At 64.5% G+C, this 24,476-nt stretch carries 20 protein-coding genes and 1 pseudogene; 15 read left to right on the top strand and 6 right to left on the bottom strand.

Features of this window, described 5'->3' with window-relative positions; translation table 11 throughout:
- Positions 1–46: 46 nt before the first annotated feature.
- Positions 47–244 (top strand): 30S ribosomal protein S21, encoded by a 198-nt coding sequence (locus GEV06_10035; protein ID MPZ18237.1) that lies wholly within the window; start codon positions 47–49, stop codon positions 242–244.
- Here the strand turns inward: GEV06_10035 and GEV06_10030 are convergent.
- A pseudogene (locus tag GEV06_10030) lies at positions 244–339 on the bottom strand (restriction endonuclease). The gene GEV06_10035 and the pseudogene GEV06_10030 overlap by 1 nt on opposite strands.
- Positions 340–630: 291 nt before the next feature.
- On the opposite strand from GEV06_10030, the gene GEV06_10025 reads away from it, so the two are divergent.
- The 11 genes from GEV06_10025 to GEV06_09975 all read left to right on the top strand — a co-directional run bounded on the left by GEV06_10025 (position 631) and on the right by GEV06_09975 (position 10,105).
- Positions 631–969, top strand: a complete 339-nt coding sequence (locus GEV06_10025; protein MPZ18236.1) for an anti-sigma factor antagonist — start codon at positions 631–633, stop codon at positions 967–969.
- A 42-nt stretch (positions 970–1,011) separates the two neighbouring features.
- The gene (locus GEV06_10020; protein ID MPZ18235.1) at positions 1,012–1,938 is read left to right on the top strand and encodes a decaprenyl-phosphate phosphoribosyltransferase; all 927 of its coding nucleotides are present in this window, start codon (positions 1,012–1,014) and stop codon (positions 1,936–1,938) included.
- 104 nt (positions 1,939–2,042) lie between these two features.
- Positions 2,043–2,858, top strand: a complete 816-nt coding sequence (locus tag GEV06_10015) for a hypothetical protein (protein MPZ18234.1) — start codon at positions 2,043–2,045, stop codon at positions 2,856–2,858.
- A complete protein-coding gene (locus GEV06_10010; protein MPZ18233.1) occupies positions 2,855–4,201 on the top strand; it encodes a glycosyltransferase in 1,347 nt (448 codons plus the stop codon). Before GEV06_10015 ends, GEV06_10010 begins: the two co-directional genes overlap by 4 nt.
- Before the next feature lie 48 nt (positions 4,202–4,249).
- Positions 4,250–5,449 (top strand): glycosyltransferase, encoded by a 1,200-nt coding sequence (locus tag GEV06_10005; protein ID MPZ18232.1) that lies wholly within the window; start codon positions 4,250–4,252, stop codon positions 5,447–5,449.
- 25 nt (positions 5,450–5,474) lie between these two features.
- Complete coding sequence (locus GEV06_10000; GenBank protein ID MPZ18231.1) at positions 5,475–6,548, top strand: glycosyltransferase; 1,074 nt, start codon at positions 5,475–5,477, stop codon at positions 6,546–6,548.
- Between the two features lie 5 nt (positions 6,549–6,553).
- Positions 6,554–7,816 (top strand): glycosyltransferase, encoded by a 1,263-nt coding sequence (locus GEV06_09995; GenBank protein MPZ18230.1) that lies wholly within the window; start codon positions 6,554–6,556, stop codon positions 7,814–7,816.
- 96 nt (positions 7,817–7,912) lie between these two features.
- Positions 7,913–8,275: a hypothetical protein gene (locus tag GEV06_09990; protein MPZ18229.1), complete on the top strand. Its 363-nt coding sequence runs from the start codon at positions 7,913–7,915 to the stop codon at positions 8,273–8,275.
- Between the two features lie 26 nt (positions 8,276–8,301).
- Positions 8,302–8,886: a phosphatase PAP2 family protein gene (locus tag GEV06_09985; GenBank protein ID MPZ18228.1), complete on the top strand. Its 585-nt coding sequence runs from the start codon at positions 8,302–8,304 to the stop codon at positions 8,884–8,886.
- Between the two features lie 77 nt (positions 8,887–8,963).
- On the top strand, positions 8,964–9,572 hold the full coding sequence (locus GEV06_09980; GenBank protein ID MPZ18227.1) for a hypothetical protein: 609 nt from the start codon (positions 8,964–8,966) through the stop codon (positions 9,570–9,572).
- A complete protein-coding gene (locus tag GEV06_09975; GenBank protein MPZ18226.1) occupies positions 9,569–10,105 on the top strand; it encodes an RES domain-containing protein in 537 nt (178 codons plus the stop codon). The genes GEV06_09980 and GEV06_09975 overlap by 4 nt, the downstream gene beginning before the upstream one ends.
- On the opposite strand, the gene GEV06_09970 is transcribed toward GEV06_09975, so the two are convergent.
- The 5 genes from GEV06_09970 to GEV06_09950 all read right to left on the bottom strand — a co-directional run bounded on the left by GEV06_09970 (position 10,067) and on the right by GEV06_09950 (position 19,643).
- Positions 10,067–11,323, bottom strand: coding sequence for a mandelate racemase/muconate lactonizing enzyme family protein (locus GEV06_09970; GenBank protein MPZ18225.1), 1,257 nt, complete (start codon positions 11,321–11,323; stop codon positions 10,067–10,069). The genes GEV06_09975 and GEV06_09970 overlap by 39 nt on opposite strands.
- Positions 11,324–11,325: 2 nt before the next feature.
- Complete coding sequence (locus GEV06_09965; GenBank protein ID MPZ18224.1) at positions 11,326–12,579, bottom strand: MFS transporter; 1,254 nt, start codon at positions 12,577–12,579, stop codon at positions 11,326–11,328.
- Between the two features lie 200 nt (positions 12,580–12,779).
- Positions 12,780–13,553, bottom strand: a complete 774-nt coding sequence (locus tag GEV06_09960) for a glucose 1-dehydrogenase (protein MPZ18223.1) — start codon at positions 13,551–13,553, stop codon at positions 12,780–12,782.
- A gap of 104 nt (positions 13,554–13,657) precedes the next feature.
- The gene (locus GEV06_09955) at positions 13,658–16,018 is read right to left on the bottom strand and encodes an FAD-dependent oxidoreductase (protein ID MPZ18222.1); all 2,361 of its coding nucleotides are present in this window, start codon (positions 16,016–16,018) and stop codon (positions 13,658–13,660) included.
- A gap of 10 nt (positions 16,019–16,028) precedes the next feature.
- Complete coding sequence (locus GEV06_09950; protein ID MPZ18221.1) at positions 16,029–19,643, bottom strand: hypothetical protein; 3,615 nt, start codon at positions 19,641–19,643, stop codon at positions 16,029–16,031.
- Between the two features lie 31 nt (positions 19,644–19,674).
- Here GEV06_09950 and GEV06_09945 point away from each other — a divergent pair, with 31 nt between their 5' ends.
- From GEV06_09945 to GEV06_09935, 3 genes are read left to right on the top strand one after another with little or no spacing between them, the layout of a single operon-like run.
- Positions 19,675–20,640, top strand: a complete 966-nt coding sequence (locus tag GEV06_09945) for a dihydrodipicolinate synthase family protein (protein ID MPZ18220.1) — start codon at positions 19,675–19,677, stop codon at positions 20,638–20,640.
- Between the two features lie 11 nt (positions 20,641–20,651).
- The gene (locus tag GEV06_09940; protein MPZ18219.1) at positions 20,652–23,459 is read left to right on the top strand and encodes a hypothetical protein; all 2,808 of its coding nucleotides are present in this window, start codon (positions 20,652–20,654) and stop codon (positions 23,457–23,459) included.
- Positions 23,456–24,475, top strand: coding sequence for a hypothetical protein (locus GEV06_09935; GenBank protein MPZ18218.1), 1,020 nt, complete (start codon positions 23,456–23,458; stop codon positions 24,473–24,475). The genes GEV06_09940 and GEV06_09935 overlap by 4 nt, the downstream gene beginning before the upstream one ends.
- Position 24,476: the final 1 nt, after the last annotated feature.

Here is a 24,476-nt window from a genome sequence, read left to right as displayed (position 1 = left end):
GGGGCGTGTCCGGACGCCGCAGCCTCGGAGGGGGGTGACGTCTCGCGTGGCTGAAGTCAAGGTTCAAGACGGTGAGTCGATCGAGAGCGCCTTGCGGCGCTTCAAGCGCAAGGTGCAGCAGGAAGACATCATCAAGGACATCAAGAAGCACTCCTTCTATTTGAAGCCTGGCGACAAGCGCCGGGCCAAGCAGGCTCTTGCGCGCAAGCGCAGTCGTAAGAAGCAGCGCCGGGAGTCGGAGTAAGGTTCGAGGTTCGAGGTTCGAGGTTCAAGGTTGGGGGAGGTCGGGAGTCGAAGGTTCGAGGTCAGAGGTTCGAGGTTTGAAGTGGAAGGGGTCAACGGTTGGGGCCGACGGCGGCTGGCCGGGTAGGAGGCTCGAGGTTCAAGGATGGAGGTCCGAGGTTGGAGTCGAACCTTAACCTCGCGACGCGCGGCGCTTCTGCCCGGACGCAAGTCGGCTAAGCCACCGAAGCTGCGTCCTGCCACGACCTCGAACCTTGAACCTCGAACCTTGAACCTTCACCCGCCTTCGTGCTAGTTTCGGCTGCCTGAGGGATGGCCCCTGGCTCTCGACCCCCTTGTTTCTAAGTCGTTTGGGCACAACCGAATGCGCCGCAGGAGTGCGATGTCATGCAGATTGATCAGCGCGTCGTGGACGACGTGACGATTCTGGATTTGAAGGGCAAGATGACGCTTGGCGAGGGGGACGAGCTCCTGAAGGACAAGGTTCACAGCCTGTTGAATCAGGGGCAGAAGAAGATCCTCCTCAACCTCGCCGACGTGCCGTACATCGACAGCGCCGGCCTCGGGGAGATCGTCCGGGCCTACACGACCGTGAGCCGGCAGGGGGGCAAGATGAAGCTCCTGCATGTCACCAAGCGCATCGAGGACTTGCTCTCCATTACGAAGCTTCTCACGGTATTCGATACGTTCGACGCCGAGCAGGACGCGGTCCGCAGTTTCGCGTGATTGGGGCGACGGCGAGCGAGACCCGCACGCGCCACGTCAACCATGTCTTCATCAAGCGGAGTGGACGAGCGCAGTGGGCTCGTCTCCGCGTTGGTGTATTCGCTTCGGCCCGGGCAGTGGACGAAGAACCTGATTGTCTTTGCACCGCTGCTCTTCGGGCGTGAGCTGTTCAATCCAACGGCGGTTGCGAGATCCACGGCAGCACTTGCGATCTTTTGCGCGCTGTCCGGTGCCGTCTATCTCGCCAACGACGTGCTCGACCGGGAGGCGGACCGACGACATCCCATCAAGGCTCGGCGTCCCGTCGCCTCTGGGCAGCTCCCCGTCCCGGTTGCCATCCTCGCGGCGTTTCTCCTGGGATGTCTGGCAATCGCCGGCGCGCTCGCCCTCGGGCGTGCCTTTGCGCTCGTCGCCGGCACGTACCTGGGCCTTCTGCTGCTCTACTCCGGGCCGCTGAAGCAGATCGTCATCCTGGATGTCCTGGTGATTGCTATCGGCTTCGTGCTCCGGGCAGCGGCCGGCGGCGTCGCGGTGAACGTCCCCATCAGCAAGTGGCTGCTGGTTTGCACGATCTTGCTCGCGCTGTTCCTCGCCCTGAGCAAGAGGCGCCATGAGCTCGTGCTCCTGGCCGACGATGCGGCCAACCATCGCGCGATTTTGAAGGAATATAGCCCGTATCTGCTCGATCAGATGATTGCGGTCGTGGCGGCATCGACGCTCATCGGGTACACCTTCTACACGATGAGCCCGGAAACGGTGGCGAAGTTCGGCACGGAATCCCTGGTGTTTACCCTGCCGTTCCCTCTTTACGGCCTTTTTCGCTATTTGTACTTGGTACACCGGAAGGACAAAGGTGGGAGTCCGTCCGAGGTGCTGCTCACGGATCGCCCGCTGCTGCTCTGCGTGGCGCTCTGGGCACTGACGGTTTCGCTGATCATCTACCGGCCGCTGGGGTATTGGATCGGGTGACAACGAGAACAAATTTCACGTAACGGGCCGCATGGCGGTCCAGAATAGAGGGAGCCGGGCGCCCCTCGTGGCCGCCCAGGCTCGCCAGATCACTCAGAGCCACCATGTCCGAGTTCACGCTCCGTTCCGATCATGTCGACGTCGAGGAGATCATGCGCCAGATCCGGGCGCGGGTCCGGGAGAAGCGCGGCGTCGACTACACCGAGCAGGAGCTGCGCGACCTCGCGTCGGTGCGACTCGAGCAGTTTCTCGACCCGCAGTCGGTTCGCTCCGAGCTGCTCAAGGCGTACCGCAAGCGACAAGACCTGCCTCCCAACTTCCGCTTCGAGGAGGATACGCTCTATGCCTCCTCGCGGGGCGCGCTGGGCCGCATGCTCGTGTTGATCCGCCGAGCGCTCAATCCGATATTGAAGCTGTTCTTCAGCGCGCCCGTCGTCTCGCATGCGCTGCACCTGCAGAGCAAGATGAACGACCACTTCCTGGGCCGCGATGCGCTGCAGTTCGAGCTCTTTCACAACATCGTCGTGGAGCTGACGCGGCTGGGCATCGAGAACCGCAACCTGAAGATGCGGATCGAGTCGATCCAGAGCCGACTCGACTTCCACGAGCGTCGCGCGCGTGCGTTGGAAGGGGTGGTCGAGTACCGCGCCGACAAGGACGCGAGCGAAGCCGAGGGGGGAGAAGCGGACGCCGAGGGCGAACGGGCTACGAGACGACGTCGCCGCCGGCGGGGCCGGAAGCGCTCGATCGGGAAACAGGAAACGGAAAACAGGAATCAGGACTCGGGAATCAGGAGTCAGGAATCAGGACTCGGGAATCAGGAATCAGGCTTGGACGATCGCCGCACTGAGCGTGCGGATTCGGTGGCACCATCGTCGGCAGGCACGCCGGCCGACGACTCTTCGACGTCAGAGACGTGAAGCTCGCGGTTGTCGTTCAGCGGTACGGCGCCGAAATCAACGGTGGCGCGGAGCTCCACGCGCGCTATATTGCCGAGCGGCTCGCCCGGCGCCATCAGGTCGATATCCTCACCACGTGCGCGCGGGATTACGTCACCTGGGCGGATGCGTATCCAGCCGGTGAGGACCAGGTGAACGGCCTGCGCGTGCGGCGCTTCTCTGTCGCGCGCGCCCGGCGGCCGGACGACTTCAGCCGGTGGTCGCTGCGCGTGTTCGAAGACCGCCACTCGCTGGCCGACGAGCTCGCGTGGCTCGAGAGCGAGGGGCCGACGAGCCCTGCGCTGGTGGCGCATCTCGCATCGCAGCGGGAAGCCTACGACTACGTCATTTTCTTCAGCTATCGCTACTACCTGGCGTTCCACGGTGTGCGCGCGGTCCCGGATCGTGCCATCCTGGTTCCCACGGCAGAGCGCGACCCGGCGGTCGGTCTCGCCTTGTTCGCGCCGATCTTCCGTGCCGTGCGCGCCATCATGTACAACTCGCTCGAGGAGCGTGCGATGATCGGAGCCATCGCCCACAACGAGGCGGTGCCTGGCGTCGTCGTCGGCGTATCGTCGCACGTTCCGGGCCGTGCTCACCCGGCGCGATTCAGGCAAAAGTACGGGATCACGGGGCCGTTCGTGCTCTACGTCGGTCGCATCGACGAGAACAAGGGATGCGGCGAGCTGTTCCGCTTCTTCCTGACCCAGCCGACGGCACAGAGCGGCGCCTTGCAGCTGGTGCTCCTTGGCAACTCGATTCTGCCCATCCCGGAACATGCCTCCATTCATCATCTCGGCTTCGTGCCCGACGACGACAAGTTCGATGCGCTTGCGGCGTGCGAGGCGCTGGTGACGCCATCGTTCTTCGAGAGCCTCTCGATGGTCGCCCTCGAGGCATGGGCGCTCGGCCGCCCGGTGCTCGCCAACGGCCGCTGTGATGTCCTGGCGGGGCAGTGCCTCCGGAGCAACGCCGGACTCTTCTATGAGAACGGCATCGAGTTCAGTGAAGCGCTCCACCTGCTCTGGACCGACCGCGTCTTGAATCGAAGGCTGGGCCAATCGGGTCGCGAGTACTTCCAGCGCCACTACGCGTGGCCCGTAATCGACCACAAGTACGAAGCGATGCTGACCAGCCTCGCCGCAGCGGATCGGCGCGGCCAGGCGCTCAGTACGCTCGAACCGTTGCCTGGTTGGCTCGCACGCCGCCGACGGAGGCTCGCGCCAGCCAACGACGTCCTGGCAGCGGTACCCACTGGAGCGGCCCGGCCCCGCCGTCATCAGGTCGTCCCGCCCCACGTCCGGAGAAGGCGGCCCCCTCTGTAGGCCGGACCTTTGGGTCGGGCGTTACTGGGCATTCAGAATTGATTTGAGATGAGCCATTGTCCGGTGCATCAGGTTCTCGCCTCGCTGGCCTATGGAGATGCGATCGGCCACGAAGTGATCGGCATCCAGCGGGTGCTGCGCGAGGCAGGTTATCAATCGGATATCTTCGTCGAGACTGCCGAGCCACGTGTCAGCGCGACGAGCCGGCACTACCGTGACCTCATCGGCGCGTGCGCGGCGGATCACGTGCTCATCCATCATTTCTCGATTGGCGCGATGGCGTCGCGCGTCGCCTATGCGCTCCCCGCGAAGATGTTGCTCGTGTACCACAACATCACGCCGCCCCAGTACTTCCTCGGTGTGCACCCGCACCTGGTGCAGCAGTGCTTCATGGGACGACGCGAGCTCTCCGCGTACGCCGACCGCTGCGTGCTCGCCGTCGGCGACTCCGAGTACAACCGTCAAGAGCTCGAGGGGCTCGGGTTCCCGCAGACGGGCGTCCTTCCGGTCGTGCCGGACTTCTCACATCTCGACGTCACGCCGCAGTGCCTCATGGCTGGCGGCTTCGACGACGACTGGACGAACATCCTGTTCGTGGGGCGCATCGTTCCGAGCAAGAAGATCGATGACCTCATTCGATTCTTCCACGCTTACCGGACGTTGTACAACCCCCGCTCGCGGCTGCTGCTCGTCGGATCGCATGCCGGCTTCGAGTCGTACTACGCCATGCTGCAACAGCTCGTCGTGCGACTCCGCACGCCGGATGTGTTCTTCTTTGGCCACGTCAGCAACGAGGAGCTGACGGCCTTCTACGACGTCGCCGATCTCTTCTTGTGCGCCAGCGAGCACGAAGGCTTTTGCGTGCCGCTCGTGGAGGCGTTCTACAAACGCGTGCCTGTGATCGCGTACGCCGCCGCCGCCGTGCCGGCGACGCTGGACGGGGCCGGGCTCTTGTACGACACCAAGGAGCCCGTCTCGGTCGCGGCGCTGATGGACACGGTCCTGCAGGACGAGGGGCTCCAGGCGCGCCTGATAGCCGCCCAGGACGCAGCGCTGGAGCGTCTGCAGCGGCGCGATTTCGCGCGATCGCTGCTGCGCTTCGTCGAGCAGGCGGTCGCAGCGCCATCGAGGACACCCCATGTGACACCTGACTTTTGGCAGCAGTTCGAGCGCCACGAGCGTCTCGGTGAGCTCCGGCAGTCTCGGCCCGCGGCGTTTCTGGCGCTGCCGCTGGAGAGTGACGAGTGACAGTCACTCGTCACTCGTCACTGTCATGATCATTCACCAGTGGGTACCTGCCGCGCACCGAGGCGACGCCATTGGGGACAGTGCGCGGCGTGTGCGCGATCTCCTGCGTGCACGCGGGCACGAATCGGAGATCTTCGCGCTGACCATGGATGACGACCTCCGTGGCGACGTGCGGCCGTTCGGCCATCCGGCGGCGCGGTCGGGAGAGGTCACGATCTTCCACTTTGCGCTGCCGTCTCGGATGACAGATGCGTTTGGTGCCCTGGAGCACACGCGCGTGCTCCAATATCACAACATCACGCCTGCCTCCTTCTTTGCCCCCTACGACAGCAGCCTGTACCGACTTGCCGAGCTGGGCCGAGCGGAGCTTTGCACGCTGGTGGGCAAGGTGGATCTGGCGCTGGGAGACTCCGAGTACAACCGGCAGGAGCTGGAGGCGTTGGGCTTCGCCCCGACGGGCGTGATGCCGATTGCCGTCAACACGACCCGCATCACCGAGGCGCCACGCCGGCCGGCCCTCGAGCGCGTGCTCGACGATGGGCTGGTAAACTTCCTGTTCGTGGGACGCGTGGCGCCGAACAAGCGCCTCGAAGACATCCTGCGGTTGGCAGAGCACTACAAGCGGTACGTGGATGCTGACTATCGCTTCATTTTTGTCGGCAAGTGCGACGCGGCACCCGCATACTACGCGACGCTACGTGCGCTGATCGCGCGGTTCCAGATGTTGCCGGACCGGTTCATCTTCACCGGACCGGTCCCAGACGACGATCTCGCGACCTTCTATCGGTGCGCGTCCGTCTATCTGTCCCTGAGCGATCACGAAGGATTTTGTGTGCCGCTCGTCGAAGCGATGGCGGCTGATGTTCCGGTGCTCGCATACGCCGCAGGAGCGGTACAAGAAACCTTGGGAGGAGCGGGTGTTGTCTTCTCACCCAAACATCTGGAGTATGCGGCCGAGTTGCTGGGAATTCTCGCTTACGATGACGAGGTGCGGCAGCGCGTCATCGCCGGACAGCGGGCGCGGCTCACGGCCTTTTCGGATGCAGCCATCGAGCGCCACCTCGACGGCCTGCTCGCTCGTGTCGGTCGGCAGCGGTGAGATCTATGCGAATTGCGTTCATTGTCCAGCGGTACGGCGCAGACATCCTCGGCGGTTCCGAGTACTCTTGCCGGCTCATCGCGGAGCGGATGGCGTCGCGCCACGAGGTCGAGGTTCTCACCACGTGCGCCCGCAACTACGTGACCTGGAAGAACGAGTATGCCGAGGGTGCTGACCGCATTCGCGGTGTGACCGTTCGCAGGTTCCCGAGCGTCCGGGAGCGAGACATCGAGTCGTTCAACCGCTATTCGGATTGGATCTTTCACTATCCGCACACCGCCGATGACGAGCGCGAATGGCTCACGCAGCAGGGACCGTGGTGCCCCGGGCTCGTCGAGTACCTCGAGCGCTGCCACTCCTCCTACGACCTGTTGATCTTCTTCACGTATCTGTACGCACCCACCGTCCTCGGGCTGAAGATCGCGCCCTCGCGCAGCATCCTGGTCCCCACGGCGCACGACGAGCCGGCTATCCGTCTCGACCTCTACAAAGAGGTCTTCTCGCTGCCGGCGGCGATCGCGTACCAGACGAACGCCGAGCGGCGGTTCGTGACCGACACCTTTCGTATCACCGCGCGCGTGGAAGACGTCATCGGCTGTGGGGTCGACCTTCCGCCGCCGTCGTCTGGCCAATCGCTGCGCCGCGATCCTTCGGACGAGGCGGGCGCCGCGTCGCCGCCGCATCAGCGGCGGCGCGACAACGGTTGGAGCCGTGAGCGGGGCTGGACGTTCCGTCGCCGGCATCGGCTCTATGGCCCGATGATCCTCTACGGCGGGCGCATCGATCCTGGCAAGGGCTGTGAAGAGCTGTTCGAGTACTTCAGCACGTACGCGGCCGAGGGTGGCGACGCAACGCTCGTGCTCATGGGCGCCAAGCTGATGCCGATTCCGGAGGCGCCGTCCGTACGCTTTGCGGGCCTGCTCTCCGAAGTGGAGCGCGCCGCGGCGCTCGAAGCTGCCACCGTGGTCGCCGTGCCGTCGCCATTCGAGAGCTTGTCGCTGCTCGCGCTCGAGTCCTTTGCGGTTGGGACGCCGATTCTCGCCAACGCTCGAAGCGAAGTGGTCGTCGAGCATTGTCGGACGAGCAATGCGGGGCTCTACTACGCGGACAAGGACGAGTTCGTCGAGGGCCTGAAGCTGCTGTTGTCCCATGAGCGGCTGCGCTCCGCGATGGGCCGCAACGGGCGCGACTATGTGCGCCGCAACTACCGCTGGGATGTCATCTTGTCGAAGTACGAGCAGCTCATAGCGGCAGTTCGCGCCGCCTAGGAAAAGGAACCGGGTACCTTTTTCTCTGATCCGCAGTAGAATTGTCTATATTCTCGGTTCAGGTTCTCCGTTGTCTTGCAGTCGCGGAGGCATGTGATGGTGGAACCCGCAAGAGACGACCAGCGCGAGCTCGCAGATGCGATCCTGGTGGGTGCAAAGCGGCGGCCAATCCAAGCATTCGGCGAGTACTACAGGGGCCAGCAGAGCTCTTGTGCGCTCGGCGCGGCCTACGAGGGAATCTATCGCTTGCCTGAAGCTGCCGAAGGCCTGCGGCCGATGCGACTGGATCGGTTCTTCGATTGCCTCGAAGGCGTGATTCGGCGCTGCCCTGAAGGGTGTATGAAGCGCCTGCCGATCGGCTGGCTCATCGTGCATCTCAACGACAAGCACCACTGGACACGCGAGCAGATCGCGGAGTGGGTGGCGGACCCGGCGCAGCTGCCACACACAGCACAGTGAGCCCGGCCGGCTCTATACTGAGCGGCATGCGAGCCTCTACACTCCTGATGGGCCTGGCCGTCCTGTTCGTCCTCTCGGCGGCGGCGGCACTTTATCCATACTTTCCCGGCGACGTCGCGCTCGCGCGGCTCGTGCAGACGAGCGTACCCGGCGTGGCATGGGCCCAAGCATTGACCGAGGCGGCCGGGGCCCCGTGGAAGTACGTGCTGGCCGGCGCTGGCGCGTTGCTCGGCTGGTATGTCGCGACCTGGCGTGGCGCGACCGTGGTGCTGGTGGCCACGCTTGCGCTCCCCCCGTTGGGTGACTGGCTGAAAGCGCTCGTGGCGCGGCCGCGCCCGGCGGCATCGCTCGTGGACGTCGTTGGACAGCCGACCGGCGCCTCCTTCCCCTCGACTGCTGCCATTGTCTACGGATCGGTATTGGGATCGCTGGCGTTGCTGGCGCTCGTCCGCCGACCCCGGCGTTGGCTGCTCGCCACCGGCTGCGTGGTCATCCTGCTCGCAGCCGGTGCGGCCAGGGTGACCCTCGGCGCCCATTGGCCCAGCGACATTCTCGCCGGCTATCTGATGGCGCTGGTGGGGGCCGGCGCCCTTCAGCGGATCCTCGATTAGCGTCGCGTTTTCTCGTGTCACCGAGCCTTGACGGCGGCCAACGATCAGAATAGAATCGGGACCTGGAGATATTCCATATGTCGTCCGTTCCTGTTCCTGATGCGGTCGGGAGCCCGTTGCGGCTAGCGATTGAGACCGCGCGGCGCGCGGAGGCCATGGGCCTTGGCCGTACGGCTGACGTCGTGCCGTTCGATGCCGCAGGCCTTCAGCGGCTGGCACGCCGTATCGAGCGAGCGGGGATTGCCCGCGACGCGGCCCGCGCCCTTGCCAACGTCGAGGAGCCCACGCCAGCGGAGCTCGCGGAGCTTCTGACGATGGTGATCGCGGCGCTGGAAGCGTCGCCCGCACCGGTCTACGAGTGGAAAGCGATCTCTGCCGTGTTCGACAGCGAGCAGCTCGCGTCGCTGCTTGGTGTGTCCTTTTCGAGCCTGCGGCGCTATCAGAGCGGCGCGCGTACCACGCCAGACGAGGTGGCTGCGCGACTCCACTGGCTGGCGCTCATCGTCGGAGACCTGGCCGGCACGTACAACGAGATCGGCATCCGCCGCTGGTTCGACCGACGTCGGACCGCCCTGGATGGAAAGAGCCCAGCCTCGTTGCTCCGGGGCGCATGGGCACCCGAGGATCCAGGACCGCAGCGCGTGCGGGCCCTTGCTCAATCGCTCGTCTCGCTCGCCAGTACATGAAGCTCTTTCGCCAGGCCGATCCGCGGTACCCCTTTGCCTGGGAAAGCACCGCGCAGCCTGAGGGGCGGTGGCACGGTCCGGGAGAAGGCCCGGCACGCTATTTCGCGGACACGCCGGATGGTGCTTGGGCCGAGCTGCTCCGGCACGAGGAGATCACCGACACGGCGGATCTCGAGACCATCCGCCGGGCACTGTGGGTAGTCGAGGTCGAGGAGACAAGCGCTGCTCGGGTCGATCTGCCGGCGCACGTGCTCACCGGGGACCCGAATACCTGGCCCGCGTGCCAGCGGGCCGCGCGCGTCCTGCGTGAGACAGGTATCGCGCGTCTGGAGGTTCCATCGGCCGCCCTCCTCCCCGGGGCGGCAGCCGGTTATGTCGTGCAAAACGGCGTGCATCCCAGCGCGGCGCGCGACGCTCGTGTCATCGTTTTGTTCGGCCCACCGGACCGGATGATCGGGTGGCTCATCGCAGACGCCGCTCACCCGCCAGCGGCGTTACTCCGCCGGGTGCGGCACTACTCCAAACTGCGCTAGGCCCTCTGGTCTGAGCTCGATGCCCAGCCCGGGCGCGTCCGGTGTGTGCAGGTAGCCGTTCTCCAATCGGAGCGGTTCTTTCAGCAGGCAATTACCAAGCGGATTGTCGCCGATCCAGTATTCACACGTGATGGTGTTGGGCATCGCGCTGGCGAGATGCGCGCTGGCGGCGAATTGAATGGCTGATCCGATGCTGAGATGCGGTGCGAATGCCGCGCCGAACACGTCGGCGAGCTCCGCGATGCGGCGGCATTCGGTGATGCCGCCGGCGCGGCACACGTCCGGTTGCACGATGTCCAGTCCGCCGCGCCGCAGATAGTCTGCCGCCTCGTGCCGGATCATCAGCGTGTCGCACGCAATCGGAATCGCGAGCGCGTTCGCCAGTTGGGCGTAGCCCTCAATGTCTTCGGGCGGGATCGGGAGCTCGAAGAAGCCGAGATTCAACGCTTCGAGCTCCCTGCCGAGCCGCAAGGCTTGCGCGCGATCGTACACCCCAGCGGCATCGGCATGAATGATGAACTCGTCGCCGAGCTTCTCCCGCACGATCCGGACCGACTTCAAATCGCCTTCGATTCCCCGACCGAGCGCCATCTTCAAGCCGGTGAACCCACGGCGCTGAATGTCCGCAGCCTCTTCGGCCAGCGCCTCGAACTGCTCGTCGGACCGATTGATGTCCAGCGCGGGCAGTCCCGATGCATACACGCGGACCGGATTGCGAAATGCCCCGCCCATGAGCCGATGGATTGGAGCGCCGGCGGCCTTGCCCGCCAGATCCCACAGAGCGATGTCCAGGCCGGCAATCGCTTCGAGGTAGAAGCCCGCACGGTGGCCACGCACGCGCATCCCGGCATACATGCGTTCCCACAGCACCGTGATGTCACGCGGATCCTGGCCCATCACGACGTCTTTGAGCAGTAGATCGATGATCTGCCTGGTCACTTGTGGAGCAACAGGGGCTTTGGCTTCGCCGTAACCAATGAGACCCTCGTCTGTGCTGACGCGCACCAGGACGGTGTCGATCGTCCGTGAATAGATAGGACGACGTCGCTGTGGAGGGGGATATTCGGTGGAGACTTCGGTCTTCCGCTGCGTAGGGCGGCTCTCTCCCCAGGCGCGGCTGCCCCAATAGGCCCTCTTGTCACTGGGCTCTGCTTGAATGGCGAAGGCTTCGACGTTTGTGATCTTCATGGTTTCCCCAATTGAGGCACGCGCTGTCATCGCTACCTGTCATGGCGACCGGCTCGCACGCGCCACACGAGCAACAACGCCAGCGGATGCAGCGCCGCCATCCCGACGAACACGGGTGTGTACGAATACGTCGTGACGAGGTAGCCGACGATTCCCGTTGAAACCATGCCGCCGAAGCCGCTACCCGCCGCGATGATGCCGAAGGTCGTCGCCAGCGAAGCCTGCGGGTACCGATCCACGATGAGCGCGCCGATCGTAGCCTGCCAGGCGAGATGCGCGAACGCGACGCAGCACGCAGCGGCGAGCGCGAGAGGAATCGAGGGAGCAAAGGCCACCGACGGTCCTATCAGGACGAGCACCGCAGCAACACGGAGCACGGCCTTTCGTGCGGCAATGGGTGCAGCGCCGCGCGCAATGAAACGGCCCGAGAGCCAGCCGCCACCAACGGAGCCGAGATCGGCCGCCAGGTACACGACCCACGCGACCTGCCCAAGCTGGACGAGCGAGAGCCCGCGCGCGTCGGTCAGGTACTTTGGAAACCAGAACAAATAGAAGTACCACACCGGATCCGTCAAGACACGACTGGCGAGCAGCAGCCAGGTATCTCGCTGCAACAGGAGCGGTCGCCACCGAGCCCATTCGGATATGGGCGCCTGAGCGCGGACCGGGTCCGGCGCTGGCACGACAAGTCGCTCCGCTTCAGTGAGGCGCGGATGCTGATAGGGCGCGCGATACAGCCATAGCCAGGGCAGGATCCATATCAGGCCGAGAGCACCGGTAATCACGAAGGCCGCACGCCAGCCGAGCGACACCGCGACCCACGCAATCAGCGGCGGTGCCAGGGTGGCGCCGACGGTCGCGCCCATCGTGTAGATGCCGTACGCCAGGCCGCGCTCGCGAGGCTGAAACCATTCGGCGATGGCCTTTGGTCCGACCGTGTAGTTCCCCGGCTCTCCCACCCCCAACAGAAATCGATACAAGCCGAGCGTGAACGCAGAGGTTGCAAATGCTGTGGCCACGTTCGCGAGCGACCACCAGGTGATGAACGCCGCCATGCTGGTGCGCGTCCCCAACCAGTCCGTGATGCGCCCTGACACGAGATATGACAGGGTGTACGCCAGCAGAAAGGCTTGCACAACCCTCGCATACGCGACGTCGTCCATGCCGAGCTCGTCTTGGATTGTGCGGGCAAGCACCGACAGCGCCTGACGATCGATATAGTTGATGACCGTCGACAGGAACAGGAGGCCGAGGATCCCCCATCGCAGATGGGGGATCCTCAGCATCGGACGCGACGCCGTTGGCCTGGTCGGATCGTGCACGGCTAGTGGGCTGTATCAGTCATTTGTAAAGTGCCTTGCGGGCGGGGCATCCCGCCTGGCTGCGTTGCTCGTCGGTCATATACCGCCTGTATGCTCCCTCCTCGCGCCTGGCCAGCCGGGCGCCGCGCTCCGCAAGCCACTTCACAAATGACTGATACAGCCCACTAGTCCTGCCAGCGCCGCGCGAGCAACGCGCCACCATCGATGACGTAGGTGCCACCAGTGATGAAGCTGGCTTCGTCCGAGGCGAGAAACAACGCCAGGTTGGCAACATCCTCTGGCGTGCCGAGCCGTCCGAGCGGGTGCCGCTTGACATTGCGCGCTCGGGCAGCGCTTGGATCGGCCTGACGTTCGAAGGACGCCTGGAGCATCGGTGTGTCGATCGAGGCGGGACAGATACAGTTCACGCGAATGGCGGCCTCAGCGACCTCCAGCGCGAGCGTGCGCGTCAGTGTGATAACGGCTCCCTTCGACGTGGCGTACGCCGCCATGCCGGGCGCGCCGACAACGCCCGTGATTGACGCCATGTTGACAATCGAGCCGCCGGAGCGGCGCAAGTGTGGGATGCAAGCCTGCGAGACGGTCCAAATGCTTCGCAGGTTGATGGCCAGCACCCGGTCGAGCTCGCTGGCCGGACTGTCCGCGACCGTCCCGAATGCCGTCACCCCGGCGCAGTTCACGAGCACGTCGAGACGGCCAGCTGCCTCGGTCGTCGCCTTCACGAAGCGGCCGACCTCCGCGTCTACGGTTACGTCGGCAACGGCTGCCAGTGCCTCGCCACCCGCGTGCTGAATGGCGGCAACGACCTCGTCAACGCGTTCGCGACTCCGATCGACCACTGTCACCCGCGCACCCTCCCGCCCGAAGCGGGTCGCGATGGCGCGGCCGATCCCGCTGCCAGCGCCCGTCACGATAGCGATCTTGTCAGCGAGACGCATGGGAGAAGAAAGGGGTCAAGGGATCAAGGGATCAAGGGGGCCGTCGGTGTAGTCCATCGGCAAGCCCGACGCACATCACGAGTACATGAACTGGGCAGTGACGTTCATTCTAGGTACACTCGCATCTCGTACACACGCGCCGAGGGGGCGCCGTTCGTTGCCAATATTGTCAACCGAACGCGCTCGGACTGCACGGTGTCGAAGCGGTGCACCCGCCGCCGAACGTAGTTGTCGCGAGCTTCCACCAGAGTCTTCCAGGCGCCGTTCGACCAACATTCCACTCGATAATCGCGGACGCAGTCTGGATAGCGAAACAGCGGCAAGGTCACGCGGCGATTCGCATCGGTGTCGAAGGTGACATGAATGGTGTTGAACGACTGCGGCGCCGGCCACTGTAGCGCAATCCAGGCAGGCAGTCGTTGGGCTGGATCGGAGATCCACACGTTCGACCAGCGGTCTGGCCGGTTCGTACCGCGAATGACGTTGCCTGGATCAAAAGGCTTCGACTGCGGCGCCACATCGAGGCACAAGCTATAGCCTCCGGTGAGGGGCCGCCACCGTCGCTCGCCGGGCAGGGTCGCCGGGCACGTGGCTGGCGGACACCGATTCGGCTCACCGTCGACCTCCTTGAACAGCTTCCAGAAAATGCCCGGCTGCCCGCTGACGTGCACGTAATAGAGCCTCGTCTGCTCCACACGGGCCTTCAAGGGCACCGTGACCCACCCGCACTGTCCGGCATCAATCGTGGTCCGCGCCGTGGCCAGGTCGCGGGTCGATCGGAAGTCCCACACGTGCGGCGCGGCGCGCAGGCCGACATCGAGCGTCACGGCTCGATCCAGCTTCGACTCAAGCAGCAGCTTCACGCTGTCGATGCGGTCGCCGGACACCGGGAACAGTTGTGCGTGAGGCGTCGTGAGCTCGCGCTCGTCGTTCGGCTCCGGCCACACCAGAGGCCATTCGCTGCTGGCGGTGACCTGCGCCTGGCGTGCCAGATCGGCTGGATCCTCGTTCTCGACGCCTGGAATGTGGCCGTCCTGACGCAGGATGATCTGCTGGCACTCCTTGGCATGACGACGAGCGACGTCGCGCGGCGTGGTCTCGTGCCTCCGACACAGCGCCGCGGCGACGCCGACGGCTTGGCCGACAATCGAGCCCGTGGATAGCACGCGCGACGAGGCAAATGCCACGTACGAGCAACTGATTGGACGTCCGGCCATCATCAAATTCTGGATCTTCCGTGAGTAGAGCGCGCGCAGTGGAATGCCGTACACCGCCGTTCCCAAGGTCTCCCAGTTCTCGTCCGTGCGAGGCGGCGGATACGGCTCGACGTTGCGTGTCAGTATCCCACCCTGCGTGTGGATGTCGATCCCCCAACACCCATACGCAACCGTATCGTCCAACGGGGTCGGGTCTTGCACGTGCGCCTGCGTCAGGACGAAGTCGCCGATGACGCGGCGAGACTCCCGCTTGTAGGGCCAGAAGCCGACGAACTCGAGGCCGTAGTTCTCGGCGCCATGGTCGCCCTTGTTCTTGATGTGATCCCAGACACCGAGCAACTGGCGAAGTGCCTCGTGGCGGATTTCTTCGTTGTCCGTGATGGGGTGATGCGGCGCGCCCACCTCGATCCACCAGTAGCCGCCATCGATGAAACTGTGACCTCGCCGCGTGAGGTCGGCTTCTGTCGGAAGCTCGGCGGCCCATTCAGGTCGCTTGAACGGCACGGGACGACCGGTGTCCAGGGCTCGAAAGAACAGCGTGTTCCCCATCACCCGCTCGTCCGCTTCTTCCGGCGCGAGCGCCTCACCGTACTCACTCCGAGATTCGCGCCCCCATCTGACGTCTGCCTTCGCGCGGTGCGCGAGGACGCCGTCACCGGTCGCATCGAGGAAGAGTGGTGCGCTCAGCTCGAATGTCTTCTCGGTCCCGAGCTGGATACAGTGCACTGCACGGATGTGTGACTCGTCGCGCATGAGCACGCGATGCATGTGGGTGTTGAGATAGAGGCGGATGCCCTTCTCACGCATGACCCACTCGTAGAGCACGAGGTCCCAATGGCAGTTCATCGTGCCTTCCACGTAGGCGAGATGGTTGCGGACGCGCTCTTCGGTGTGGAACTCCTCGTGGATGCCGCCTTCTCGAATCCACGGCTGGTTGCCCCCGTTGTTCTCTGGAAAGAGCTTGACCTCGCTCGACGAGTTGCCGCCGAGCATGGAACGCTCGTGCACGAGGGCGACGCGTAGGCCGTTGCGGGCGGCGCTAATCGCGGCGGACGTTCCCGAGATGCCGCCCCCAACCACAATGAGGTCGTAGTCGGCACGGATGACCTCCGCCTCGTCTGCTGGCCCTGTGGCTGCCTGGTCCGCGGGCAGACTGACGGCCTCGGACGTGGCCGCTCGCGCTGCCGGCACGCCACCAGCCACCAGCCAGCCGAGACGGCTGAAGAACGCGCGTCGAAAGAAGCGCATGCAGGCTCCCTCAGAAAATTAGCTTTATCCCCACTTGCACTTGGCGCGGCGCGCGGGCTGTCGTGGCGCGGCCAAAGCTATCGCTGCTGTTCAGGCCGTCCGGACCGGCCCCAAACGACATGGCTGGCCGTCCAAGATTCACATGATTGAGCGCGTTGAACGCCTCGAGACGAAACTGCAGCGCGGTGCCGTTCGAGAACCGGACGGTCTTGAACAGCGACAGATCGACCATGACCGCACCGGGCGTGCGCGCGCTGCTGACGGCGCGCGGTGTGTTCCCGAAGGTGAACGGCTCCGGATTGGCGAAGGCGGTCGGGTCGAAGAACAGCACGCCCCGCTCCGGATGCTCGTCCACGTGATCGTCCGGCAACGACGGGTCTCGCAGCAAATCCGGCCGATCGGCCAGGCCGTTACTCGCGCCGCGGACGATGAGCGGCGCGCCAGAGACGAAGGTGCCGATGCCGTTCAGCTGCCAACCGCCGGCGATCGCATTGAGCAGACCATTGTCGATGTTGACGGCGCGTCCTCGGCCGATGGGCAGATCCCACACACCGCTGAGCACGAGCCGATGTGGGGCGTTCGAGGGGTCCTCTGACCACTCGGCGTCCCGGTCGAACCGCCCATTCTGAAAGTCGAACTCACCCCCGCCTTCCGTCGCGACGAAGTTGATGGGGTTCCGCACCGAATCGCTCTCGAAGTGCGCATAGGTGTACGAGGCCAGGAGCGAAAAGCCGTCAGAGAAGCGCTTTTGCGCCGAGAGCAACAGCGAATTGTACGTTGACGAGCCCAGGTGCGGCGATCGCACGGGAATGTCGCCGACGTACGGATACGGGCGAAGCGCCTGCTCTTGGGTAATCTCCGCCGCGCCGAGCTCGCCGGGCACTTGTCCAGCGAACGGGTTCGGCACCAGGTTATCGAGCTCGCCCGCCAAGCCGAGCTCGCGGATGAGCGCGGGGTCTGCCTGGTTCAAATCGTAGTTCCCGGCGATCAGGTGCAGGCCGCGGTTTCCGGAGTATGCCGCCTCCACGATCCAGCTGCCAGCGAGCTGCCGCTGGAGGGACAGGCCCCACTGGTGCGAGACCGGCGTCGGCTGGTCCGCCGCGCGATATTGGGCATTGTTCGTGAGGGCGAACAGGTTCGGCCCGAAGTCCGCGCCTTGTGACGTCAGCGGCGGCGACGGGAAGCCGTCGTGCAACTGGAAGGCCGCCAGCAGTGTGTTGTTGCCTGGCGGCAGAAACGTGGTCGAGGTCGTCCCAAAGCCGTTCGTGCTTTCAAGATTCAGGATGCCGAACTGGAACGCGCCAGCATAAAACATGCCGTAGCCACCTCGTATCACGGTCGACTGATCCCCGAGCACGTCCCAGGCCCAGCCTACGCGCGGCGCCACGTCGTTCGTGTCCGTGCGGGCAAACGGACGGTCGACGTCGACGCAGGCAAACTCCGTCCGACCGAGCAGGCCGTTGGTGGGATTGGTGGCAAACGGATTGAAGTTCGACGTGCCGCAGTTCCGCTCGGACGGCTGCTGCTGCAGGTCGTAGCGCACGCCGAGGCTGACGGACAACCGCGACGAGACTCGCCACTCGTCATTGAAGAACAAGGCTACCGCGCCGCCGACCTGCTCCTCAGGGAGATGGGTGGTCACGTTGGCTTCGTCGACGGCCCCGAGCATGAACGTCGCAAACCCATCGCCGGTGTTGATGCGCGCGGTGGGATCCGGCGAGGCGTTGTTGGTCAGGCTGCTCGAGAAGGTGAAGTCACCGGAAGGATCGGCCGCTTGGAAATTCTCGGCCTCGGTCCACCTGAGCTGCGTGCCGAATTTCAGCGAGTGATTGCCGCGCAGCCACGTGAAGGTATCCGCGAGCTGCCACACCTCGCCGCCGCGGTTGCCGACGGTGCCCGTCATGAAAGTGGGTAGACCATTGCGGATTTGCGGGAAGGTATCCGGTGGCACGCTCGCCGGCAGTCCGAGTTGCTGCGGCCAGTTGCCGCCGAAGCTTACGACCGTGAAGTCGAACACCTGTTTGGCCAGCCCGAATCGCGTTTCGTGCAAGAGCGTCGGCGAGAAGGTGTGCTGGTCGGTCACGACGATGTTGTGGCCGCGGAACGGATCGTTCCGTGTCCGGACGACCGGATCTGGGTAGAGGTTCGACGTGCCCTGGTCCGTGAACTGCCGAGAGTAGACGTAGCGGACGGCGAGCTGATTGCGATCCGAGATGCCGTGGTCGATGCGTGCGACGTGTTGGCGGAACTCGCGTTCGTTCGAGACGGTACCGACGTAGTTGTTCAGTCGCGAGGGGGCATTGTCCGGCGTGCGGTTCGGCAACGGATAGAACGCCGTGATGTTTTGTGCGACCGGGTCGAGACGGTCCTCTGGAATGATGTTTCCGGGGAAGGGATCGCGGATGAAGCCATTGGCGTTGGGATTCGGCCGCGTCGTGGCAGGATCGAAAATCGTGATGAGATGGCCCTCGCCGTCACGTAACTCCGAGAAATCCCCGCGGCGCATGGCCTCGGTCGGCACCGTCAGAAAGCCGCTGCGGCTTGTGGTGAACTCATATCCTTCGAAGTTGTAGAAGAAGAAGCTGCGCCCGCGGCCGTCAAGGCCCCCCAGCCATGAGGGGAGGCGAACCGGCCCGCCGAGCGAGCCGCCGAACTGATTGTAGTCGAGCGGCGCCTTCTCGCTATCGGTACGGTTGTTCTGCCAACTGTTCGCATCGAGCGCGTCGTTGCGGACGAACTCGTACAGCGTGCCGTGATAGCTGTTGGTCCCGGACTTTGTCACGAGGTTGACGACGCCGCCGAGCGTAAAGCCGTATTCCGACGACATCGTGCTGGTCTGGACCTTGAATTCCTGCACCGCGTCCACGGTCGGACTGATGTTGAGATCGGGATAGTACGGGTTCGTGCTGCTCAGGCCGTCCACGAGGAAGTTATTCGCGGCCAGCGGACTGCCGTTGATGCGGATCAGCGCAAGCTCAGTGCCGCGATCGCCGAACCCGCTGGCCGACGGCCCGACGCCCGACTGCACCGCAGGCGTCAGCAGCACCAGCGAGAGCGCGTTGCGGCCGTTCAGTGGCAGCTCCTGTATCTGGCGGTTTTCGACCACCTTGCCAAGCGTGGCGGTGGTGGTGTCGACGCGAGACGCGCTGGCGTTGACCTCGACCACTTCGCTCACCGAGCCGACCTCGAGCCGCACATCCACCTGGGCACGTTGGTCCACTTCGAGGAGAATGCCGGCGCGGACGATCTTGGTGAAGCCTTCGAGGCTGAACGTGACGGTGTATTCACCTACCAGCAGGTTCGGCACCGCGTAGGCGCCCTGCGCGTTGGTCGTCACGCTCGTCGACACCTCCGTGGCGACGTTCGCGACCTCGACCGTCACGCCAGGCAGCGCGACCCCCGTGCTGTCGGTGACGGTGCCGAGAATGGTACCTCGCCCCTGCTGGGCGAAAGCGGTCGTGACCGCGATCAACCAGAAGGTCAGCACAGAAACCCAGCGGCAGGCGCGACGGATGGCGACCTGCCCCCAGCGACAGGGGCGAGCGTTCACGGGCATGGCGCAGCTCCTTGTGGTTGGCTGGGAGCAAACGGTAGCACAGGGCCTTTTTAATATCAAATGGAACATTTCAGATTTACAATGTCACATCGAAGACTGAATGTGCTACGCTTGCCGCGGTCAGGGAAAGTGGCGAGGGCAAAGGAGGGGGAACCGGGTGAATCGCTTCGAAGGCATCTTCCCCATCGTCAACACGACGTTCGACGAAGCTGGCGGGCTCGACCTCGACAGCCAGCTCTGCCTGGTTCGCTTCCTGCTCGATTGCGGCGCCCAGGGTCTCGCCCTCTTTGGCACGGCGGGCGAAGGGTACACGCTCAGCAGCGAGGAGCGCCTGACCCTCCTGCGCGCGATCGTGCGTGAGGTCGATGGCCGCATCCCGATCATCGTCTCGACAGGACACACCGGCACCGACGTCGCCGTGGCGCTCAGCGTGCAGGCCCAAAAGGAAGGGGCGGCGGGCGTGATGGTCGTCCCTCCCTACTACCTGAAGCCGGATGCCGAAGGCATCTTCGAGTACTACCGAGCGATCGACGCGGCGCTCGAGATTCCCATCATGGTGCAGGACGCGCCGCTCATGACCGGCGTCGCCATGGCTCCGGGGCTCCTCGCACGGCTCGCTGGAACGCTGCCACGCGCCTGCTACGCCAAGATCGAGGCGCCGCCGACGGGCCCGAAGATGACCGAAGTCCGCCGCCTGGCCGGCGACCAATTGACGATCTTTGGCGGCCTCAACGGCCAATTCCTGATCGAGGAATTGAACAGGGGCGCGCGCGGCATCATGCCCGGCTCTGATCTCACGGACATGTTCGTGCGCGTCCATCAGGCGTGGAAGGCCGGAGACGAGGCTACCGCGCGTGACGAGATCACGCGGTACCTACCGATCATCCGCTACGAGCTCCAGCCTGGGCTCGGCGTCTCTGCAATGAAGCACAACCTCGCGGCAGGCGGTGTGATTGCCAGCGCCCGCGTCCGCCACCCCACGCGTACATTGGACGAGATCGGCCTGCGCGAGCTGGCGGCGCTGCGAGAACGCGTCCCCATGCGGGCGCTGACCTGGGCGACTTGAGGAGTGACCCGATGACTGCTTCGCTCGTCGTGACGCTGCTCGTCGCGAGCATGGCGCTTCTCTCGGCAGACGAGTCAGCGTATTCGATACGGCCGCTGCCGGATCGAAGTGTTGAAGTGACGCGTGGCCCGATGAAGGAACGCTTTCGGCCTCGCTTCACGGTCATCCGAGCCGATGCGGACCCTGAGATGGCGATGACCCGGGCGTTCTCCGATCCACGTCGACGCACGCAGATGACGGATCCCGAAGCGTATGCGCTGCCTTCGTGGCAGAAGCAGGGCTCGGAGGGACGCACCGACGTGCTGTTCGAAGCCGGAACCGTGCAGACCGTCGAGGCTGCGTCCGCAAATACAACGAGCACGGGCGCCATAGAGTGGATCTTCCCGGCTCGGGACGACTTCGCGCTCGAAGCCACAATCGAGCCGGCCGGAGACGGAAAGGAGCCGATTCTCTCCTTCCGGTTCACGCCGAAGCGGGCTGGCTGGTACACCATCGGATACACGGGAGCGCCGGAGACGGATCCGCCCACGGCGGAGGGCTTCTGGCAGCCGCTCGTCTGGCAGGAAAAACGCTTTCCGCGTGCGCCGCTGTTGACGGCAGAGTTCATGGCCACTCTGCCCGCGACGCTCGTATCGCGTAACGGCGCCACGCTCGGCCTCGCCACGGATCCCGCCGAGAGCCCGTACCGGTTGCCGAACATCGACAACTCTCGATTCGGGCTGATGCTTCGCAACCCCGCCGGCGGAGCGCAGCCGATGGTGTTTGCTCCGCTCTTCGGCAAGGCCGGGTCACGGATGGAAGCAGGTCGAGCTTTTGCGTTTCGCATGCGTCCCGTCCTGGTGAACGGCAACTGGTACGCCGCGTTCCAGCACATCGCGAAGTCGCTCTTCGACTTCCGTGATCTTCGAGAGAACACGGAGCACTCGCTCAACGACACGATCACGAACATGATCGATTTCGCGATGGACGATCAGTATTCGGGCTGGGTTCCGGATCTGAAGGGATTCGACTACGCCAGTGACGTCGAGGGCACGGTCAAGGTGGTGTCGGCGCTCCATCCCCTGTCGGTTGCACTGCTGCGAGACGACCCCGCGATCTATCGCCGACGCGCCCTTCCGGTCACCGAGTATTTGATGTCGCGCGAGAAGTATCTGTTCTCCGAGGCCACGCACATCGAGGGGCAGGGCGCATCGCACAACATGAACGGGCCGAGCGCTGAAGTCAGCGAGCTCGCCGAGCTGTTCCACGTCACGCGGGAACGTAGCCCGGTGTTTCATCGCTACGCATTGGAGATGGCCAAGACACCTCGGGCGCTCAACCTCGACATGGTCAGCGAAACGAACACGTTCCAGAACAATCTCGCCTTGTACCGGCTCACGGGAGAACAGCGCTATCTCGACACGGCCAGGCAACTTGCGGACGCCTACGTCGAAGAACGCATCGACACGCCACAAACCGACTTCACGGACGTCCACGTCGAGACCGGCGGGCAGTTCTGGACCGACTTCGCACCGAAATGGGTGGACCTCTTCGAGCTGTACGAGGAAACGGGCGATCAGCGGTACCTGGACGCGGCGACCCGTGGCGCCGAGCGCTATGCCTCGTTCTGCTGGCTGTATCCCACGCCCCCCGCAGGCAGCGTCACCGTGGACCTCGACAACAAGGCGCCGATTGGATGGGGGTATCGCGGGCGCAACTTCCACATGCGCACGCCCGAGCAAACGCTTCCAGCGTGGCGTGTCTCACAGATTGGTCTCACGCCGGAGGCCTCGACCACCTTTCAGGGCAATCCTGCCGTCCTTCTGGCGCACTACGCTGCGTACTTCTTGCGTGTGGCCGACGCAAGCAACGATCCGTTCCTGCGTGCCGTCGCGCGATCCGCCGTCATCGGCCGATACGCCAACTATCCCGGCTACGATATCAACGTCGAGTTCAGCGATGTGTACGCGCGTGCCGACTATCCACGGCGTCTGTTTGGCGCCTTCTCGTACAACCAGGTCTACTACAACCACGTGTGGCCGCACATTGCGCTGCTCGTCGACTACCTGGTGTCCGACGTGGAGGTGCGATCGAAGCATGAGATCACGTTCCCGTCCCGGTATGCGCAGGGATATGCGTATCTGCAGAGCAAGGTCTACGGAGACCGTCCTGGCACGTTCTATGGCGATTCTGGCGTCCGCTTGTGGATGCCGAAGCACATCGTCTCGATCGGTGATCCGCAGATCAACTATCTCTCCGGCTACGGCAACGGCAACTTCTACCTCGCACTCGCGAACGAATCGCCTCGTCGGTCACAAGCCGAGATTCAGCTGAACCGAGACTACCTCCCGTACTCCGTCGGCAAGCGCTACCGCGTTCGTGTGTGGCACGACGGAAAGGTCTCGGATACCATTGCCGCCATCGACGGACGGTTGACGGTCCCCATCTCGCCCAGGGGCCTCACCGCGCTCGTGGTCGAGGAGATGCCGGTGTTCACGCGTCTCCACGACAGCTATTTCGACCAGGCGACGAAGCCCCTGAGCGCCGAGAGTCACCGCGTGCAGGCGACGTCGCTCGGTAACGTCACTGGCATGATGATCTCGATGGGTCGCCGAGAGACCAACGCCTTCGTCTGGCTCCAAGCCTCGGAGAAACAGATCACGTCCGCGACGCTTCACTACCGGGCCGGGCAATCCTGGGCGTCGATGGTCGATGACGCGCATCCGTTCGAGTTCAGCCTGCCAATCCCAGACGAAGAGCATGCGTTTGAATATTACGTCGAGCTGTCCCAGCCAGGTGGCGGAACGGCTCGCACCACAACGACGCGGCTCCTGCGGTGAGCGTCGACAGGCTGCGGCGCGTGGCGCGACGCACCATGACCTGGAACTTTCGCGTCTGGGGCTTTGGGGAAGCGATTGCCTTGCGTGGCCTCATGGTCTTCGCCGATGCTGTCGGGGATGCCGCCGCCCCAGCATTCGTGCATGGCCTGCTCCGGGCGTGGTTCGGACGAGGTGTCGCCTGCTCCGCTGCAGACCACGTCGGCCCGGGATGTGAGCTGTTGGCGCTCTGGCGACGAACCGGTGATCCCGCGTTTCTCGAAGCGGCCCGCGGGCTGGCAGCGCTGCACGCCTCCTTTCCGCAGCATGAATCCGGTGCGCGCTGGCATCGCCCCGATCAGGCCGGCTGGCAGCATCAAATCTGGGTGGACTGCATGCACGTCGATCCGCCCTTTCTCGTCAGACTCGCCACGGCCACGTCCGAAGACCGCTATTACGATCAGGGCGCTGGCGAGCTCCTGGCCTACGCGCGCTTGCTACAAGACGAGAGGACCGGTCTCTTCGTGCACGGTCACGAGCTACGCTGTGGTCCCAATGGCGAGCGCTGGGCTCGCGGCAACGGCTGGGCGCTGCTGGGCCTGGTCGACACACTCGTCGAGCTCCCATCCGAACATCCGGCGCGGCTGGAGCTGCACCAGCGGCTGCGGGCTCTGTCCGACGGACTTGCCAGAGCTCAGCGGACAGATGGCTTGTGGCACACGATCATCGATGACGAGCGGACATTCGCGGAATCCACGCTGGCGGCGATGGTCGCATCCGCGCTTCCCGGGGCTGTTCGATCCGGCCTTCTCGACCGGTCGACACATGAATCGATGGAACGCCGCGCCCGGGAGGCAATCCCGGCGCTCATCGATCAGACGGGTGCCCTGCAATTGGTCACTGAAGCGACGCCGATAGGATCACGCGAGATGTACGCCACGCGGGCCTTCGGCGTATATCCCTGGGGACAGGGTCCAGCGCTCCTCGCGCTTTCGCGGCAACTCGACGGAGACGGAGAACACGAGCGGTCAGGGCTCTGAT

It is taken from the genome of Luteitalea sp., from assembly GCA_009377605.1.
In the GTDB taxonomy this organism is placed as follows: Bacteria; Acidobacteriota; Vicinamibacteria; order Vicinamibacterales; family Vicinamibacteraceae; genus WHTT01.
Note: the sequence above shows the minus strand (reverse complement) of the source record. Positions and strands in the feature narration are given on the sequence as shown.